This window comes from Bacillus sp. Marseille-Q3570 (assembly GCF_946151055.1).
Classification (GTDB): Bacteria; Bacillota; Bacilli; order Bacillales; family Fictibacillaceae; genus Pseudalkalibacillus.
The window spans coordinates 44,876-62,586 of sequence record NZ_CAMGYZ010000022.1 but is presented as its reverse complement, the minus strand read 5'-3'; the positions used below and the strand labels follow the sequence as shown (position 1 = coordinate 62,586).

Here is a 17,711-nt window from a genome sequence, read left to right as displayed (position 1 = left end):
CGAGTGCCGATGACGAAGAGATCCGCCGTTCATCTCAGGCCGAAGGCGGAACACGGAAGTGAAGCTCGAGCGCCAATGGTAATTGGGGGCTTCCCCCTGTGAGAGTAGGACGTCGCCGGGCAACTAAGAGAGCAGCTGTAAAGCTGTTCTTTTTTGTGTTTGAGGAAGAAATGAAGAACTCAGAGAAGGAAGGTATTGAGTACATGAAAGTACAAGAAAGCCAGTATGATGTACTCAGAGAGCCGTTCTGAATACATGAAAAAGAAAAACCGGATTTGATGTACACAGAGAGCCGTTCTGAATACATGAAAAGGAGAAAAACCGGATTTGATGTACTCAGAGAGCCGTTCCGAATACATGAAAAGGAGAAAAACCGGATTTGATGTACTCAGAGAGCCGTTCTGAATACATGAAAAGGAGAAAAACCGGATTTGATGTACTCAGAGAGCCGTTCTGAATACATGAAAAAGAGAAAAACCGAAATTGATGTACTCAGGAAGCCGTTCCGAATACATGAAAAGGAGAAAAACCGGATTTGATGTACTCAGAGAGCCGTTCTGAATACATGAAAAGGAGAAAAACCGGATTTGATGAATTCAGAGAGCCCTTCTGAATACATGAAAAGGAGAAAAAACGGATTTGATGTACTCAGAAAGGATGTTGAGGTCCCTTAGAGTAATACAAGTGTGCCGGGTATACAAAAAATGAGGGGCTTATACAGTTAAATTCGTACTCAAAGTACAAAGATCGTAATTTGACGGACGGCAAGAGGCTAATCCGTACCGTCATAGAACAGATATAACATTTTGACGTACAGGACAGAACTATTTTGACCGTTAAAGACCGTATAGGGTCGGTTCCGCTTTTCGTTTGCCCGTGGAAAGGGGATGGATCCCGAAGAAATCAACCGCATTATTTACACTTGAAGAAAGTATAAAAAAACTTTCTTCAGTATAAGCGCAACAAAGGCTCAGCTCCGCCAAAGGCTTGGCTTTTCAAAGTTTCCTTTAAAAGCACCCACAAGCACTTGGCTCAATCACGATAATCATTTTTATTTCACCTTTTATAGCTGTTAGCCTATAATTGATTACTATATACCATACGATTTAATAGTGAGGGCATTATACTATCGTACTTATAGGGGAGATGTACATGGAATTTGATTTGTTCGATTGGTGGACAGACGAAACAGCAACGATCACTATCCGGCTTTTGTTAGCTGCTTTATTGTGTGGATTAGTCGGTATTGAGCGTGAATTCAAACGACATCCCGCTGGGTTCCGTACTCACTTATTGGTCGGTGTCGGTGCTTGTTTGATGATGATTTTATCAATGTTCGGGTTTGAGGATTTTTTAAATTCCCATGAGCGTGTCCAGGGATTTGACCCATCACGTCTACCAGCTTATGTTGTTAGCGGGATCGGATTTTTAGGAGCAGGAACGATTCTAGTGCATGGTGTCACAGTCAAAGGACTGACTACAGCAGCATCGATCTGGCTTGTGGCAGGAATTGGTCTTGTGGTAGGGATCGGGATGTATTATGAAGCTATTTTTACAACATTCATCATGATTTTGAGTTTATTGTTCCTGAACAAGTTCGAGGATTTATATCTAAGGAAACAGCGGTATCACCATGTTACAGTCATTGTTGAGAATAAAGAGGTGTCCCTATCCAGAATCGTAAATGAATTAGAAGCATTGAAAACCCCGATTTTAAGTTTATCAGTGGATGATTATCCGAATGATGCTTCGATTCCCCTTATAAAATATACATTCAAAATCCAGTTATCGAACCAAAAAACACTACCGGAATTATATGACAAGATACAATCCATCGAGTTTGTTCATAAAGTGTTTGCAACAGAGTAAAAAATAGTTTATTCACCTCAAAGTCTGTCTATAATGTAGACATCAAAACATTTGCAACTTTCGTGCAAATGTTTATAATTATAGTCAAAGAAAGTCAAAGTCAGATAGTAGGAGGGGCAACGATGGGATGAAAAACATTTCTGATATTATCGAAGCACATTTGAAGGAAATCATTAAAGAAAGCCATAAAAAAGCAATTGAAATCAAACGAAGTGAAATTGCTGAGAAATTTCAATGTGTCCCCTCACAAATCAATTATGTCATCAACACAAGGTTTACGATTGAAAAAGGCTTTATTGTGGAAAGTAAAAGAGGAGGAGGAGGATATATTCGGATTATTAAAGTAGAAACAGATAGTTCGACCATTTTACTTGATGAAATCCTCAAAATGATCAACACGCGAATCAGCCAAGCTGCTAGTGAAAACATCATCTACAGGCTATTTGAAGAAAGAATTATAACGAGGAAAGAAGCAAGGCTGATGAAAAGTGTAATTGATCGCTCCACAATCAATATCGTATTGCCTTATCGTGATGAACTGCGTGCAAATCTGTTACGAGCAATGATACAAAGCTTGAAATATAAAGATTGAGGGGAGTGTAAGGCGTGTACTGTCAAGAATGCCAACAACGGCCAGCAACTTTGCACTTCACGAAAATCATCAATGGGAAAAAGAATGAATTTCATATTTGTGAACAATGTGCAAAGGATAAAGGGGATTTAATACCAGGATCGAATTCGTTTTCAATTCACAACCTTTTATCAGGGATTCTTAACTTCGATATAGGTAATGCCGCTAATTCTCAACCGGAAAAACAAGTCACGCAATGCCCGCAATGCGGCTTGAGTTACGCCGAGTTTGCGAAGATCGGCCGGTTCGGCTGTACGAATTGCTACAAAACGTTCGATTCGAAATTGACCTCGATGTTTAAGCGTATCCACGGTGGAAACACAAGCCATACTGGAAAAATTCCAAAACGAATCGGTAATGATCTGATCGAACGTAAAAAAATCGACCAACTTAAGCAGCAACTGCAACAGCTTATCACCCAAGAAGAATTTGAAGAAGCTGCTAAAATAAGAGACGAGATTCGAATGAAGGAAAAACGGTTCAAGGGGGGGAGCTGATCGATGTCTCTTAAAAAATTTATCAGTGAAGCGATTAGCCCTTGGATGAAAAAAGAAGGTCCTGATTCGGATATTGTCTTAAGCAGTCGGATCCGGTTAGCAAGGAACCTTGAAAATCATGTTTTTCCAATTATTTCGGACGATCAGCAGTCGGATGAAGTAAATCAACAAATCCGAAAACATTATCAGAACGAAACATATGGTAATGTAGGTGTCTTGTCGTATATCGATATAGATGATTTGAAACCGATTGAAAAAAGGGTTTTAGTAGAAAAACATTTAGTCAGTCCGAACCTTACAGAAGAACCGAAGCATTCGGGAGTGTTGATGAGTGATGAAGAAAATGTAAGCATCATGATCAATGAAGAAGACCATATACGGATCCAGTGCCTTTTTCCGGGCTTTCAACTGATTGAAGCGTTGACTTTAGCAAGCGGTATAGACGATTGGTTCGAGGAAAGGCTGACTTATGCGTTTGATGAACAACACGGGTATCTTACAAGTTGCCCGACGAATGTCGGGACAGGAATGAGAGCCTCGGTCATGATGCACTTGCCAGCTCTTGTTTTAACACAGAAAATTCAGCGTATCGTCCCCGCGATCAACCAGTTAGGTCTGGTGGTCAGAGGAATTTACGGAGAAGGCAGCGAAGCACAAGGAAATGTGTTTCAAGTTTCAAATCAAATGACATTGGGTAAATCTGAACAGGATATTGTAGAAGATTTAAGAGGAGTCGTCATCCAGCTGATAGAAGAGGAGCGATCCGCCAGAAAACATTTGCTTGAGACCTCGAAATTACAATTAGAGGATCGGGTTTACCGGTCACTCGGTACCCTTGCAAACAGTCGGATCATACAATCTAAAGAGGCCTCTAAATGTTTATCGGATGTACGGCTTGGAATCGATTTGAAATTGATAGAAGGTATTTCACACACAATATTGAATGAACTTATGATACTCACTCAACCAGGTTTTTTACAACAATACGCAGGCGAGACGTTGACCCCTGATGAAAGGGACATCCGCCGAGCAACGTTGATACGTGAGAGATTGAAATTAGAAAAGAACAACGAATAGGAAGGTGATCAAGATGATGTTTGGTCGATTTACGGAAAGAGCGCAAAAAGTCCTCGCTCTTGCACAAGAGGAAGCGATCCGCCTAGGGCATAACAATGTTGGAACTGAGCATATTCTGCTTGGTTTGGTTCGTGAAGGTGAAGGTATAGCAGCAAAAGCACTTTCTGTTCTAGGATTAAGTCCTGAAAAAATTCAAAAAGAAGTCGAAACACTGATTGGCAAAGGACAGGAGTCCGTCCAAACGATCCACTATACACCAAGAGCCAAGAAAGTCATTGAATTATCGATGGATGAAGCTCGTAAACTTGGTCACTCTTATGTTGGGACTGAACATATATTGCTAGGTTTGATCCGTGAAGGAGAAGGCGTTGCAGCTCGAGTACTGAACAACCTCGGGGTAAGCCTGAATAAAGCACGTCAACAGGTTCTGCAATTGTTAGGAAGCAACGAATCTTCCTCGTCATCAGGCGGCTCTTCAGTCAATGCAAATACACCAACACTTGATAGTCTGGCAAGAGATCTCACAGCCGTAGCTCGTGATGGCAGTCTGGATCCAGTCATCGGCCGCAGTAAAGAGATTGAACGTGTCATCGAAGTGTTGAGCCGTCGTACGAAAAACAACCCGGTTCTGATCGGGGAGCCAGGTGTCGGTAAAACAGCGATTGCAGAAGGGCTCGCACAGCAAATCATCAATAATGAAGTACCGGAGACATTGAGAGATAAACGCGTCATGACACTTGATATGGGGACGGTCGTCGCTGGAACGAAATACCGTGGTGAATTTGAAGATCGATTGAAAAAAGTAATGGATGAGATCCGCCAGGCTGGAAACATTATCTTGTTCATCGATGAGCTCCACACATTGATCGGTGCCGGAGGCGCAGAAGGTGCAATCGATGCTTCGAACATTCTGAAACCTGCTCTTGCCCGCGGTGAGCTGCAATGTATCGGTGCAACGACATTAGATGAATATAGAAAATATATTGAGAAGGACGCGGCTCTAGAAAGACGTTTCCAACCAATCCGTGTCAATGAGCCGACTAATGACGAATCCGTTCAGATTCTAAAAGGATTGCGAGACCGATATGAAGCCCACCATCGTGTCACAATCACGGACGATGCAATTGATGCGGCGGTAAAATTATCAGACCGTTACATTTCCGATCGTTTCTTACCAGATAAAGCGATCGACCTGATCGATGAGGCAGCTTCAAAAGTACGTCTCCGTTCTTATACAGCACCTCCAAACTTGAAAGAGCTCGAACAAAGGCTCGAAAGTGTCCGCAAAGAGAAGGATGCTGCGGTTCAGAGTCAAGAATTCGAAAAAGCTGCTTCGCTACGGGATTCAGAACAAAAATTGCGTGAAGAGCTAGAGACGACGAAGAATACGTGGAAAGAGAAGCAAGGTCAAGAAAATACAGAAGTGACTCCAGAAGATATCGCCCTTGTAGTGTCTAATTGGACTGGAGTACCCGTCTCCAAGCTTAAGCAAGAAGAAACAGAACGGTTGCTCAATATGGAGGATATCCTGCATAACCGGGTGATCGGTCAAGAAGAAGCCGTCAAAGCGATATCCAAAGCGATCCGCCGCGCCCGTGCTGGATTGAAGGATCCAAAACGTCCGATCGGTTCATTCATATTCCTTGGACCGACTGGTGTTGGTAAGACGGAGCTTGCCCGTGCACTAGCCGAAGCATTATTCGGAGATGAAGATGCGACGATCAGAATTGATATGTCCGAGTATATGGAAAAGCATACGACAAGCCGTCTCGTCGGTTCACCTCCAGGATATGTCGGTCATGAGGAAGGCGGACAGCTGACTGAAAAAGTACGCCGTAACCCATACTCTGTTGTCCTGTTGGATGAAATCGAAAAGGCCCATCCTGAAGTGTTCAACATTTTGCTTCAAGTACTTGAAGATGGTCGCCTGACTGATTCGAAAGGGCGTACTGTCGACTTCCGTAACACGGTTGTCATCATGACTTCCAATGTCGGAGCAAATACATTGAAACGCAATAAACACATGGGCTTCACGACCCAATCGGAAGATCAGGCTTATGAAAATATGAAAACCAAGGTAATGGACGAAATGAAAAAAGCGTTCCGGCCAGAGTTTTTGAACCGTATTGATGAAACGATTGTGTTCCATACACTTGAAAAAGAACACCTCAAACACATCATCGGTTTGATGTCGAATCAGCTTCAGAAACGTCTTGCTGAACAAGGTATTGATATTGAAATGACTGAGGCTGCACTTGAGAAGATCGCTGAAGAAGGCTATGATCCGGATTATGGTGCACGTCCATTACGCCGTGCCTTGCAACGTAGAATCGAAGACCGACTATCTGAAGAGCTGCTTAGAGGTACAATCGCCAAAGGACAGACAGTACGGATCGACGTGGAAAACAACGACTTCACCGTCAATACTGTCGGCGCCGGCACGTGATTTAAAGGGAACTACCAAGCTCCATCAGCTCATAAAGCTGATGGAGCTTTTTGTTTTATGAGTGAAAGGGATTGGAATTCACGAAAATATTGGAAGATTTAACACTATTTTTTGGACGGTTTTTCATCAAATACCCATAATTACCCATATGATGAGAACTTATGAATACAATGTATAAAAGAAGAGTTCCCAAACCCGTTTATGATATGATGGCATTAAAGAAAACATGGGCTTTGCAAAGCCTTAACGCAGGCTGAGCCTTAGTCGCCCTAATATTGAAAAAGTATTTATACTTTCTTCAAATGTAACAAATATAGAATTGGAAACCGTTTGGGAAATGGGGAAAATATAGATGGCAAAGAGAAAAACAAGTTTCTTATGCTCGGATTGCGGGTATGATTCTCCAAAGTGGATGGGAAAATGTCCTGGATGTGGACAGTGGAATACGATGGTGGAAGAAATCACCCAACCTGAAAAAGGACACCGCAGATCCTTTCAAACCGGAGGATCCAGTAAGAAGCCCGCTCCGATCACTAAAATAAAAAGTGAAAAAGAACCTAGGATCAATACGCAGATCAAAGAATTGAACCGAGTGCTGGGTGGTGGGATTGTCCCAGGATCGCTTGTTTTGGTCGGCGGTGATCCCGGTATCGGGAAATCGACGCTCTTGCTGCAGACATCTGCGAAACTAGCTCAATACAACCATACCGTCTTGTATATATCGGGAGAAGAATCGATCAAACAGACAAAATTGAGGGCACAAAGACTCGGAATCAATCACGATAACCTTTATGTACATGCTGAAACAGATATGGATCTGATCGAAAAAGCGATTGAAGAAATCAAACCGAGCTTATTGATCATCGATTCAATCCAGACTGTTTTCAGAGCTGAAATCACCTCTGCACCAGGCAGTGTTTCACAAGTGAGGGAATGTACCTCCCAATTCATGAGGATTTCGAAAACGAATGGAATTGCAACGTTTATTGTAGGACACGTTACTAAAGAAGGATCAATCGCAGGCCCTCGCCTGCTTGAACATATGGTAGATGCTGTTCTTTATTTTGAAGGAGAGAGACATCATACGTATCGGATATTACGTGCTGTAAAGAACCGTTTTGGATCTACAAATGAAATCGGTGTTTTTGAAATGAAGGAAGCAGGATTGGATGAAGTCGAGAACCCCTCTGAAGTCTTTTTAGAAGAACGTTCGGACGGTGCAGCTGGTTCTGCTATTGTCGCTTCCATGGAAGGAACACGACCCGTTCTCGTAGAAATACAGGCATTAGTATCACCGACTAGCTTTGGTAATCCGCGCCGGATGGGGAGCGGGATCGATCATAACAAAGTTTCCCTTTTGATGGCAGTCCTTGAAAAACGAGTAGGCTTATTGATGCAGAATCAGGATGCATATGTCAATGTTGCTGGAGGTGTCCGATTGGATGAACCCGCGGTGGACCTCGCAATTGCAGTGAGCATCGCGTCCAGTTTTAAAGACAAACCTACTAAACCTACCGATGTGTACATAGGCGAAATCGGTTTGACGGGGGAAGTGCGACGTGTCTCACGTGTTGAACAACGTGTCCACGAGGTTGCAAAGCTAGGGTTCAAACGTGTCATCCTGCCTGAGAAAAATATAGGAGGATGGACGGTCCCTGAAGGAATAGAAGTTGTCGGTGTATCATCTGTTCAAGATACGCTACGTCACACATTAGGAGGATGATGCATGGACGTTACCATGAAAGAACTGATTGTAAGTAAAATGCTTCAATATATAGCACCTGGAACACCTTTACGTGATGGAATCGATAACGTTCTACGGGCGAAAACCGGGGGATTGATCGTCGTCGGCTTCAATGACAAGGTCCAGAAGCTTGTCGATGGCGGTTTTTCAATCAATTGCCGATTCTCTCCAGCTTATTTATACGAATTGGCGAAAATGGATGGCGCAATTATTCTAAATGATGAAGGAAATCGAATCTTATTTGCGAATACTCAACTTATACCGGATACATCGATTCCTTCAAAAGAAACCGGGATCCGGCACCGTACTGCAGAACGTGTTGCCAAGCAAACCGGAAATTTAGTGGTTTCCATTTCACAGAGAAGGAATGTCATCACGTTGTATCAAGGGAATATCCGTTATTCCTTACAGGATATCGGTGTTATTCTGACAAAAGCCAATCAAGCGTTACAGACTCTGGAAAAATATAAATCTGTCCTTGATCAGAGTCTGACTGACCTTGGGGCGCTCGAGTTTGAAGAATTGGTTACCTTCCAGGAGGTTTCTCAAGTCATTCATCGGATCGAAATGGTACTCCGTATCCGGAACGAAATCATCAAGTATGTAAACGAACTCGGATCTGAGGGACGCTTGATCAGCATGCAGATGGAGGAACTCGTATCCAATATCGAATCGGAAGCCGCCCTTATTGTGAAAGATTATGCTCGAGATGCCAAAGTGGATCCATATCGGACCTTGAATGAACTGAAAAAACTATCCAGCGAAGAATTATTAGAAGAAAATGCAATTGTGCGGCTATTAGGCTACCTCCCCTCAGCGAATATATATGAGGAGCCTGTCAAACCAAGAGGCTATCGTATTCTCCATAAAATACCGAGATTACCGTCCCTTATCATTGAAAATCTCGTCCATCATTTCGAACATCTCCAAAATACATTGAAGGCTTCTATTGTAGAGTTGGATGAAGTAGAGGGTATAGGAGAAATACGTGCCCGGAAAATCAAGGACGGTCTGAAGCGAATTCAAGAGCAACTGTTTCTTGATCGTCATATCTGACACAAAATTGATAGGATTTCGAGTTCAAATGACTGTATTTTTCATGTAATTTTATGTAAAATGATAGCAATAGGTTTCAAATTTGATGAACTGTCTATAATGAGAAGAAGGAGGTGAACAATTTTGTTAAAGCGAATTGTTCAATTGTTTTTTATCATCGTGGGTGGAACCCTGGGTTACTTGTATGTACCTGAACTTATACGATTATTAAATAATTTGATTAATATTGGAGATTTACCTGGGTTCGTTACATCACCTTACATGGGAACTGTCATTGGTGCAATAGTCTTTTACTTAAGTACATTCTGGTTGGCGGATTATATCGTCGGGTTCATCCAATGGATTGAGGAATCCTTGATGAAGGCGCCTGTAGCTGATGTGCTCTTTGGTTCATTCGGTTTGATTTTCGGTCTGTTTGTTGCTTATTTAGCCATGTTTGCGTTGAACAGTATGGAATTGAGTATTGTTGTGAATGTAATCGGCTTTTTCGTCACTGCTTTGTTAGGGTATATCGGGTTCCAGTTCGGTTTCAAGAAACGTGAGGAATTAGTAAACGTATTTACTTCAGCACGTTTTGCGAATAAGAAAAAGGAAGCGGAAATCGAAACGAAATCTACCGGCACCGGTATATTGAAAATCCTTGATACGAGTGTCATAATTGACGGTAGAATAGCAGATGTTTGTCAGACAGGATTTTTGGAAGGGCCGATCGTCATTCCTCAATTCGTCCTTGAAGAATTGCAGCATATCGCGGATTCTTCTGATGTTTTAAAAAGGAACAGAGGACGTCGGGGTCTCGATATCCTGAACCGGATCCAAAAAGAACTTGCTATCAAAGTTGAAATTTACGAAGGTGACTTTGAAGACGTTCAAGAAGTCGATAGTAAGCTTGTGAAGCTAGGGAAATTAGTCTCTGGAATGGTCGTAACGAATGATTATAACCTGAATAAGGTATGTGAGTTCCAGGGTGTTCCGGTGTTGAATATCAATGATCTAGCCAATGCTGTCAAACCAGTAGTCCTTCCAGGAGAAGAACTGAATGTTCAGGTAATCAAAGACGGGAAGGAACAGAATCAAGGTGTCGGATATCTTGATGATGGCACAATGATCGTCGTGGAAGATGGCCGTGATTATATCGGTAAAACGATTGATGTCCTGGTTACAAGTGTGCTCCAAACATCTGCCGGTCGAATGATTTTTGCGAAGCCTAAACTGTTAGAAAAGGCTCTGTAATCCTTTCGGAAAGTAGATGAGATGTGTGGATTATGTCGTGGTCATTCCTGCTGCCGGTCAAGGTAAACGGATGGGTGCAGGGAAGAATAAACAATTCATAACACTTCAAGGAATACCACTTATCGTTCATACCTTGCGAATTTTTCAAGAGGATGATTGGTGCAGTGGTATTATCCTTGTCGGAAATAAAAACGAGGTGGCTGAGCTCGAACGGATCGTCGCCACTTATAAGTTGGATAAAGTTGAACATATTGTCCCAGGAGGGCATGAAAGACAACATAGCGTGTATGAGGGAGTAAAAGCGATCGATTCAGAAACGGTCATATTGATTCATGATGGTGCAAGACCGTTCGTTTCGATTGAATCCATCCATAAACTCGTTACGAAAACAAAAGATTGTGGTGCAGCTGTTCTTGCAGTGCCGATTAAAGACACAGTGAAACGGATCGATCAGGATACCGTCATCGAGACTGTGGACAGAAGTAGCTTGTGGGCTGTGCAAACCCCACAAGCTTTTCATCTGTCCCTTATCCGGGATGCACATGAAGCTGCTGCAGAAAATGGTCATCTTGGTACAGATGATGCTAGTCTGGTTGAACACTTTGGACAACCGGTGTCGATTGTAGAAGGGGATTATCTAAATATCAAATTGACGACAAAGGAAGATTTGTTGTTTGCGAATGCAATCATTCGGGAGAGGGAGGCGCAACAAAAGGATGTTTAGGATAGGACAAGGCTTTGATGTTCATCAATTGGTTGAGGGGAGGCCTCTTATCGTCGGAGGTGTAACCATTCCGTACGAAAAAGGGCTGCTCGGACATTCTGATGCAGATGTCCTCTTGCATGTCATCACCGATGCCGTTCTCGGCGCAATCGGGGAGGGTGATCTCGGAAAACACTTCCCAGATACAAGTGATGATTTTAAAGATATCGATTCGAAAATCCTATTGAAGCGTGCGTATGAACTGGGTAAAGAAAAAGGGTTTTCACTAGGGAATGTGGACGCAACGATCATCGCCCAGCTTCCGAAGATGGCTCCCCATATTGAAGAGATGAGGAACGTCGTCGCTGAATTGCTGGAGGCTGAACTTGATCAAGTGAACATAAAAGCGACCACTACGGAAAAACTAGGTTTTACGGGTAGAGGAGAGGGAATCGCTGCCCAGGCTGTCATATTGATGGAAAAATAGCATTTCGTGTTAGTGGGAATCATTAACAGGAAGGCGCTTTACAACTATGATAGAATAGCTACAAAGAAAATGTGGAAGGTGAGATCATTATGTCTAACGTAAGAGTTCGTTATGCACCAAGTCCAACAGGACATTTACATATCGGTAATGCGCGTGCGGCTTTGTTCAATTACTTGTTTGCCCGCAGCCAGAACGGTACATTCGTGATCCGTATTGAAGATACCGATCAAAAAAGAAATGTAGAAGGCGGCGAATACAGCCAGCTCAACTATTTGAAATGGCTTGGCATCGATTGGGATGAAAGTGTCGATGTCGGTGGTGACTACGGTCCATATCGCCAAATGGAGCGTATTGATATTTACCGCACACACTACAATGATTTGCTCGATCGAGGTTTAGCTTATAAATGCTATTGCACGGAAGAAGAACTCGAACAAGAAAGAGAAGAACAGCAGGGGCGCGGTGAAATGCCTCGCTATTCCGGAAAGTGCCGCCACTTGACGGCAGAAGAGCGGGAAAAGCTTGCTGCAGAAGGAAGAAAGCCAAGTATCCGTTTCGCGGTTCCACGTGGAAAGGAATATTCGTTCATCGACATCGTAAAAGATCGTGTAACCTTCGAATCTGATGGGATCGGTGACTGGGTCATCGTGAAAAAAGATGGCATTCCCACATACAACTTCGCAGTTGCTGTTGATGACCATCATATGAAGATTTCTCATGTTTTACGTGGAGACGATCATATTTCGAATACGCCAAAGCAACAGATGATTTATGAAGCATTCGGGTGGGAAGAACCGAAATTCGGCCATATGACTTTGATCGTTAACGAAAACCGCAAAAAGCTCAGTAAGCGTGATGAATCAACGATCCAATTCATCGAACAATATGAAGACCTTGGCTATTTACCTGAGGCGCTATTCAACTTCATCGCTTTGCTTGGCTGGTCTCCAAAAGGAGAAGAGGAGCTGTTCACGAAAGAACAGTTCATCGAAATTTTTGATGCAGATCGCTTGTCCAAAGCAGCAGCAGTATTTGATACAAAAAAATTAGAATGGATGAACAACCAATACATCAAGCAAGCTGACTTCGATCGCGTATTGAAATTGACTGTTCCCCACCTGGAGCGTGCTGGACGTGTTTCTGAAGAGCGTAATAAACAACAGGAAGCTTGGGTTCATAAGCTTGTCGCGCTTTATCAAGAACAGCTTACGTTTGGAGCTGAAATTGTACCTTTGACGGAATTGTTCTTCAATAAATCTGTTGATTACAATGAAGCAGCTGCTGAGGTGTTAAGCGAAGAACAAGTTCCGGAAGTGTTGAGCGGATTAATCGAACAAATCAGACCGATGGAAACATTCGAGCCTGCTGAAATCAAGTCTGCGATCAAAGCAACGCAAAAAGCGACCGGACACAAAGGCAAGAAGTTGTTCATGCCGATCCGTGTAGCAGCGACAGGCCAGTCCCACGGACCGGAACTTCCGGATTCCTTATCGTTGCTTGGTAAAGAAGTGGTCATCGCAAGGCTTGAAGATGCAATCGGGCAATTCGGAAACTAAACGATACACATTTTATGTGAAATGTAATATAGTAAAAAGAAAACAATGACGATAAATCTGTGAAGAGGAGAAGTAAGGTGTGCCCTTTCTTAGTAGAGAGAACCATCATCGGCTGAAAGTGGTTCAAGGAAGGACGCCTGAAATGCACCTCTGAGACTCTTATTGAAGCGAGTAGATAGGAGCGGTTCTTCCACCGTTAGAGGAAGCTGAGAGAGAAGAGGATTCGTTCTTCTAAACAGAGTGGGACCGCGCCGAAAGCGTCTCTGTGAGTAATCACAGAGGCGTTTTTTTATGTTCTCTCTTTTGGGAGCAAAGAGGGCGGATTTAAATGGAAGGTATTTTGGGGTGCAGTTCCAAGAGAATTTAAGAAAAGCTGTGTTGAATAGGGGTGCGACACTCCTGCGAGAAAAGCGAACGGGTGTAACGGACATGAGAGACGCTATTTGTGTGCAAAAGCCATAATTCATGACTCTAACGGACATGAGAGACGTTATCTGTGAACAAAACAGCTGTTTTACCATATTTTTCACTAATTAAGGTCTCTGGTGTCCGTTAGCATCTCAATTAATATTAAAAACTGCTAAATAAGGTCTCCTGTGTCCGTTAAAAAGACATCTGGGAATGAATTTCGTGGTTTTGGTTAAAGAAAATCATAGTGGAGAGGAGTGACGTATATGTTTAAAACCTTGAAGGAAGATATCGATGTGGTATTCGACCAAGACCCTGCTGCAAGAAGCTATATTGAAGTGATTTTGACTTATTCAGGTCTGCATGCCATTTGGGCGCATCGCTTCGCGCATTTTTTCTGGAAAAAGAAATTCTTCTTTATGGCCCGCGTCATATCGCAACTAAGCCGTTTCTTTACTGGTATTGAAATACATCCAGGTGCAAAGGTGGGTAGACGCTGTTTCATTGACCATGGAATGGGTGTCGTCATTGGCGAAACATGTGAAATCGGAGATAACGTAACCTTATTCCAGGGCGTGACATTAGGTGGAACCGGGAAAGAAAAAGGTAAACGTCACCCGACGCTTGAAGATCATACATTGGTTGCAACAGGTGCGAAAGTTTTAGGTTCGATCACAATAGGTAAATATTCTAAGGTAGGAGCGGGATCGGTCGTTTTGCAAAATGTACCTCAAAATTCCACGGTCGTAGGTATACCCGGCAAGGTAGTGGTTCAAGATGGCGTTCGTGTGAAAGGGGATCTTGACCATAGCGATCTCCCGGATCCTGTATCGGATAAACTGAAAGTGATGGATAGAGAAATCGAGCGTTTGAAAGAAGAAATCGAGTTTTTAAGAAGGAGTGAGTTGAAATGAGCATTCACATTTATAACACATTGACACGGCAAAAAGAACCATTCAAACCGATTGAAGAAGGAAAAGTGAGCATGTATGTGTGTGGACCTACCGTCTATAACTACATCCATATCGGAAATGCGAGACCTCCGATCGTCTTCGATACGGTTCGCCGTTATCTCGAGTATCGAGGATATGATGTTCATTTCATCTCAAACTTCACAGATGTCGATGACAAGATCATCAAGGCTGCAAAAGAACTTGGTGAAGACGTTCCAAGTTTAGCGGAAAGGTTCATAAAAGCCTACCACAATGATACATCCGAGTTGAATGTCAAAAAAGCGGATCTCCATCCACGTGTAACCGAAACAATGGATGATATCATCCAATTCATTGAAATATTGATTGAAAGAGGATACGCCTATGAAGCAGGCGGAGACGTTTATTTTAGGACGAAGAAGTTCAAAGATTACGGTAAGCTTTCACAGCAATCAATTGATGAACTTCGTGTAGGTGCCAGGATCCAGGTGGGAGAACACAAGGAAGATCCGTTGGATTTCGTCTTATGGAAAACAGCCAAAGAAGGAGAAATCTTTTGGGAAAGCCCTTGGGGGAAAGGAAGGCCGGGTTGGCATATCGAGTGCTCTGCAATGGTGAAGAAGTATCTCGGAGACACAATTGACATACACGCAGGCGGGCAAGACCTATCGTTTCCCCATCATGAAAACGAGATAGCTCAATCTGAAGCATTGAATGATAAGAAGATGGCAAATTATTGGATGCATAACGGGTATATTAACATCAACAATGAAAAAATGTCGAAATCACTCGGGAATTTCATCCTGCTGCACGACCTGATCAAGAAAGTCGATCCGCAAGCGTTCCGGTTCTTCATGTTGAATGTCCATTACAGGCACCCGATTAACTTCACTGAAAAACTGCTTGAAAGTGCAAAGACAAGTTTAGACCGGATCCGTACGACCGTTGAAAACCTTGAACATCGAATCGACCATAGTGCGGACCTCGGAATAGAAAATGAAAAATGGCTGCAGAAAATCGAGGATTACAAGCAGCGGTTCATCAAGGAAATGGATGACGATTTCAATACCTCGAACGCAATCGCAACCTTGTTCGATTTGTCTAAAGAAGCGAATGTATATCTTCAAGAAAAGAATACAACCATTGAGGTGTTAGAAAGTTTCGTTTCAGTTATTGCTGAAATCGGAGAGGTTCTAGGATTGGTTCTTAAAGCTGAAAAAGAGTTATTGGACGAAGACATCGAAGCTTTGATCGAAAAACGGAATCAGGCACGTAAAGAAAAGAACTTCCAGCTTGCTGATGAAATACGAGATAACTTAGATGAGCAAGGCATCATATTAGAAGATACTCCTCAAGGAGTAAGGTGGAAACGGAAATCATGAAGGAGCCTTACAGTCAGTCGATCGCAGATCCAAAACAATTAAAATCCTCTGCTCTCGCTTATATGGGGGACGCTGTTTATGAAGTGTACATCCGTTCCTATTTGTTAGGGAAAGGAGAGGTCAAACCACACCAGCTTCATAAGCTTTCTACCCGATACGTTTCAGCCAGGGCTCAAGCATCTGTCATATTGACGATGCTTGAGAACCTTGAACTGACGGAAGAAGAACAAGGCGTGGTCCGTAGAGGAAGGAACAGTAAAATGGGTACGATTCCGAAGAATACAGATATCCAGACCTACCGCTATGGGACAGCCTTTGAAGCCTTGATTGGATTTCTTTATTTATCCGATAGTAAAGAACGACTGGATTCAATCATTGAAAAAGCCATAACCATCGTAGAAGAACCTGAAGGAGGGGAAAGCAGATGAATAATGATATTGTAACCGGGAGGAATCCTGTCCTCGAAGCACTTCGATCTGGGCGAGACATCAACAAGATCATTGTAGCAGAAGGGGCACAGAAAGGGTCGATCGGACAAGTCATCAGTCAAGCTAAGAAAGAACGGATCCAAGTCCAGTATGTGCCAAAGAAAAAGCTGGATTCCCTGGCTGAAGGCGTCAATCATCAAGGTGTCCTGGCTTATGTAGCAGCTTATGATTATGCAGATATCGAGGATATTTTCAATCTAGCAAAAAAACAGAATGAAGATCCATTCTTCCTTGTGTTGGATGAAATCGAAGACCCACATAATCTCGGGTCGATTTTACGGACAGCCGATGCCTCCGGTGCTCATGGTGTGATCATACCGAAACGAAGGGCTGTAGGATTGACCTCTGCTGTCGCAAAAGCTTCGACAGGTGCAATTGAGTACGTGCCTGTTGTCCGTGTGACGAATATTGCAAGGACGATTGAAGACCTGAAGGCGCGTGGAGTATGGTTTGTCGCGACAGATGCAAAAGGAGACCAGGATTACACTGATGCGAGATACGATATGCCTATCGGGTTGGTCATAGGAAGCGAAGGTAAAGGAATCGGTCGATTGGTGAAAGAAAAATGCGACTTCCTCGTATCTCTTCCAATGAAAGGGAAAGTGACTTCCTTGAATGCTTCGGTTGCGGCAGGACTGTTGATGTACGAAGTATTCAGGCAACGAAGGTCCTTCGGTGAATAACGATGGAGATTCTACTGGTTGACGGCTATAACATGATAGGGGATTGGCCGGACCTCCGAATCCTTAGGGATGATGACCTTGCCGCTGCACGCGATCTCTTGGTTGATAAGATGGCAGAATACCAGGCATACACGGGCATGAGGGTAATCGTCGTTTTTGATGCCCATTATGTACCTGGAAACGAAACGAAATACAAAAATTATCGGATCGAAGTTATTTTTACAAAAGAGAATGAATCGGCTGACGAGCGAATTGAAAAGCTGGCAAAAGAACTGAAGGATATACGTACTAAAATCCATGTAGCTACATCTGATTTTCTGGAACAATGGGTTACTTTCGGCCTTGGAGCATTACGGAAGTCTGCCAGGGAACTAGCAATTGAGGTAGACAATATCGAAAAAAGAATCAGTCGAAAAGTGAAAGATATTCAAAATGAAAGACGCTCTTCAGCCTTGACACTGTCAGATGAAGTGGCAGAAATTTTTGAAAAATGGCGGCGAGGGGACCGGTGAGTGGTTG

General features: G+C 43.0%; 17 protein-coding genes and 1 other annotated feature. All 17 genes read left to right on the top strand.

Annotated features, from left to right (window positions below; all coding sequences use genetic code 11):
* Positions 1-98 precede the first annotated feature (98 nt).
* The 17 genes from N8M93_RS21540 (at position 99) to N8M93_RS21460 (ending at position 17,704) form a co-directional block, all read left to right on the top strand.
* On the top strand, positions 99-251 hold the full coding sequence (locus tag N8M93_RS21540; protein WP_261134695.1) for a hypothetical protein: 153 nt from the start codon (positions 99-101) through the stop codon (positions 249-251).
* A gap of 901 nt (positions 252-1,152) precedes the next feature.
* Complete coding sequence (locus N8M93_RS21535; protein ID WP_261134694.1) at positions 1,153-1,869, top strand: MgtC/SapB family protein; 717 nt, start codon at positions 1,153-1,155, stop codon at positions 1,867-1,869.
* Between the two features lie 127 nt (positions 1,870-1,996).
* Positions 1,997-2,461, top strand: a complete 465-nt coding sequence (locus N8M93_RS21530; RefSeq protein WP_261134693.1) for a CtsR family transcriptional regulator — start codon at positions 1,997-1,999, stop codon at positions 2,459-2,461.
* 14 nt (positions 2,462-2,475) lie between these two features.
* The gene (locus N8M93_RS21525) at positions 2,476-2,997 is read left to right on the top strand and encodes a UvrB/UvrC motif-containing protein (protein ID WP_261134692.1); all 522 of its coding nucleotides are present in this window, start codon (positions 2,476-2,478) and stop codon (positions 2,995-2,997) included.
* Between the two features lie 3 nt (positions 2,998-3,000).
* Positions 3,001-4,074: a protein arginine kinase gene (locus N8M93_RS21520; protein ID WP_261134691.1), complete on the top strand. Its 1,074-nt coding sequence runs from the start codon at positions 3,001-3,003 to the stop codon at positions 4,072-4,074.
* A 13-nt stretch (positions 4,075-4,087) separates the two neighbouring features.
* The gene (gene clpC / locus N8M93_RS21515; RefSeq protein WP_261134690.1) at positions 4,088-6,520 is read left to right on the top strand and encodes an ATP-dependent protease ATP-binding subunit ClpC; all 2,433 of its coding nucleotides are present in this window, start codon (positions 4,088-4,090) and stop codon (positions 6,518-6,520) included.
* A 352-nt stretch (positions 6,521-6,872) separates the two neighbouring features.
* Entirely contained in the window at positions 6,873-8,243 is a 1,371-nt protein-coding gene (radA, locus tag N8M93_RS21510; protein WP_261134689.1) for a DNA repair protein RadA, read from the top strand.
* Between the two features lie 3 nt (positions 8,244-8,246).
* Complete coding sequence (disA, locus tag N8M93_RS21505) at positions 8,247-9,320, top strand: DNA integrity scanning diadenylate cyclase DisA (protein ID WP_261134688.1); 1,074 nt, start codon at positions 8,247-8,249, stop codon at positions 9,318-9,320.
* A gap of 123 nt (positions 9,321-9,443) precedes the next feature.
* The gene (locus N8M93_RS21500) at positions 9,444-10,553 is read left to right on the top strand and encodes a PIN/TRAM domain-containing protein (protein WP_261134687.1); all 1,110 of its coding nucleotides are present in this window, start codon (positions 9,444-9,446) and stop codon (positions 10,551-10,553) included.
* A gap of 25 nt (positions 10,554-10,578) precedes the next feature.
* Positions 10,579-11,277, top strand: coding sequence for a 2-C-methyl-D-erythritol 4-phosphate cytidylyltransferase (gene ispD, locus N8M93_RS21495; protein ID WP_261134686.1), 699 nt, complete (start codon positions 10,579-10,581; stop codon positions 11,275-11,277).
* Positions 11,270-11,743 carry a 2-C-methyl-D-erythritol 2,4-cyclodiphosphate synthase gene (gene ispF / locus N8M93_RS21490; protein WP_261134685.1) on the top strand — a complete coding sequence of 158 codons (474 nt, stop codon included), beginning with the start codon at positions 11,270-11,272 and terminating at the stop codon, positions 11,741-11,743. Before ispD ends, ispF begins: the two co-directional genes overlap by 8 nt.
* A gap of 89 nt (positions 11,744-11,832) precedes the next feature.
* A complete protein-coding gene (gene gltX / locus N8M93_RS21485; protein ID WP_261134684.1) occupies positions 11,833-13,299 on the top strand; it encodes a glutamate--tRNA ligase in 1,467 nt (488 codons plus the stop codon).
* A gap of 50 nt (positions 13,300-13,349) precedes the next feature.
* Positions 13,350-13,567: a binding site (T-box leader), on the top strand.
* Between the two features lie 406 nt (positions 13,568-13,973).
* Positions 13,974-14,621, top strand: coding sequence for a serine O-acetyltransferase EpsC (gene epsC / locus N8M93_RS21480; RefSeq protein WP_261134683.1), 648 nt, complete (start codon positions 13,974-13,976; stop codon positions 14,619-14,621).
* Positions 14,618-16,021, top strand: a complete 1,404-nt coding sequence (gene cysS / locus N8M93_RS21475) for a cysteine--tRNA ligase (protein ID WP_261134682.1) — start codon at positions 14,618-14,620, stop codon at positions 16,019-16,021. The genes epsC and cysS overlap by 4 nt, the downstream gene beginning before the upstream one ends.
* 20 nt (positions 16,022-16,041) lie before the next feature.
* On the top strand, positions 16,042-16,449 hold the full coding sequence (locus tag N8M93_RS21470; RefSeq protein ID WP_261134698.1) for a Mini-ribonuclease 3: 408 nt from the start codon (positions 16,042-16,044) through the stop codon (positions 16,447-16,449).
* Positions 16,446-17,192, top strand: coding sequence for a 23S rRNA (guanosine(2251)-2'-O)-methyltransferase RlmB (rlmB, locus tag N8M93_RS21465; protein ID WP_261134681.1), 747 nt, complete (start codon positions 16,446-16,448; stop codon positions 17,190-17,192). Before N8M93_RS21470 ends, rlmB begins: the two co-directional genes overlap by 4 nt.
* A 2-nt stretch (positions 17,193-17,194) precedes the next feature.
* Positions 17,195-17,704 (top strand): NYN domain-containing protein, encoded by a 510-nt coding sequence (locus N8M93_RS21460; protein ID WP_261134680.1) that lies wholly within the window; start codon positions 17,195-17,197, stop codon positions 17,702-17,704.
* Positions 17,705-17,711 lie beyond the last annotated feature (7 nt).

Bases quoted from the DNA above. Each gene is read 5' to 3' on its own strand.
- N8M93_RS21535 (WP_261134694.1), top strand. From the start codon at position 1,153: ATGGAATTTGATTTGTTCGATTGGTGGACAGACGAAACAGCAACGATC.
- N8M93_RS21530 (WP_261134693.1), top strand. From the start codon at position 1,997: ATGAAAAACATTTCTGATATTATCGAAGCACATTTGAAGGAAATCATT.
- N8M93_RS21520 (WP_261134691.1), top strand. From the start codon at position 3,001: ATGTCTCTTAAAAAATTTATCAGTGAAGCGATTAGCCCTTGGATGAAA.
- clpC (WP_261134690.1), top strand. From the start codon at position 4,088: ATGATGTTTGGTCGATTTACGGAAAGAGCGCAAAAAGTCCTCGCTCTT.
- radA (WP_261134689.1), top strand. From the start codon at position 6,873: ATGGCAAAGAGAAAAACAAGTTTCTTATGCTCGGATTGCGGGTATGAT.
- disA (WP_261134688.1), top strand. From the start codon at position 8,247: ATGGACGTTACCATGAAAGAACTGATTGTAAGTAAAATGCTTCAATAT.
- ispF (WP_261134685.1), top strand. From the start codon at position 11,270: ATGTTTAGGATAGGACAAGGCTTTGATGTTCATCAATTGGTTGAGGGG.
- gltX (WP_261134684.1), top strand. From the start codon at position 11,833: ATGTCTAACGTAAGAGTTCGTTATGCACCAAGTCCAACAGGACATTTA.
- epsC (WP_261134683.1), top strand. From the start codon at position 13,974: ATGTTTAAAACCTTGAAGGAAGATATCGATGTGGTATTCGACCAAGAC.
- cysS (WP_261134682.1), top strand. From the start codon at position 14,618: ATGAGCATTCACATTTATAACACATTGACACGGCAAAAAGAACCATTC.
- rlmB (WP_261134681.1), top strand. From the start codon at position 16,446: ATGAATAATGATATTGTAACCGGGAGGAATCCTGTCCTCGAAGCACTT.
- N8M93_RS21460 (WP_261134680.1), top strand. From the start codon at position 17,195: ATGGAGATTCTACTGGTTGACGGCTATAACATGATAGGGGATTGGCCG.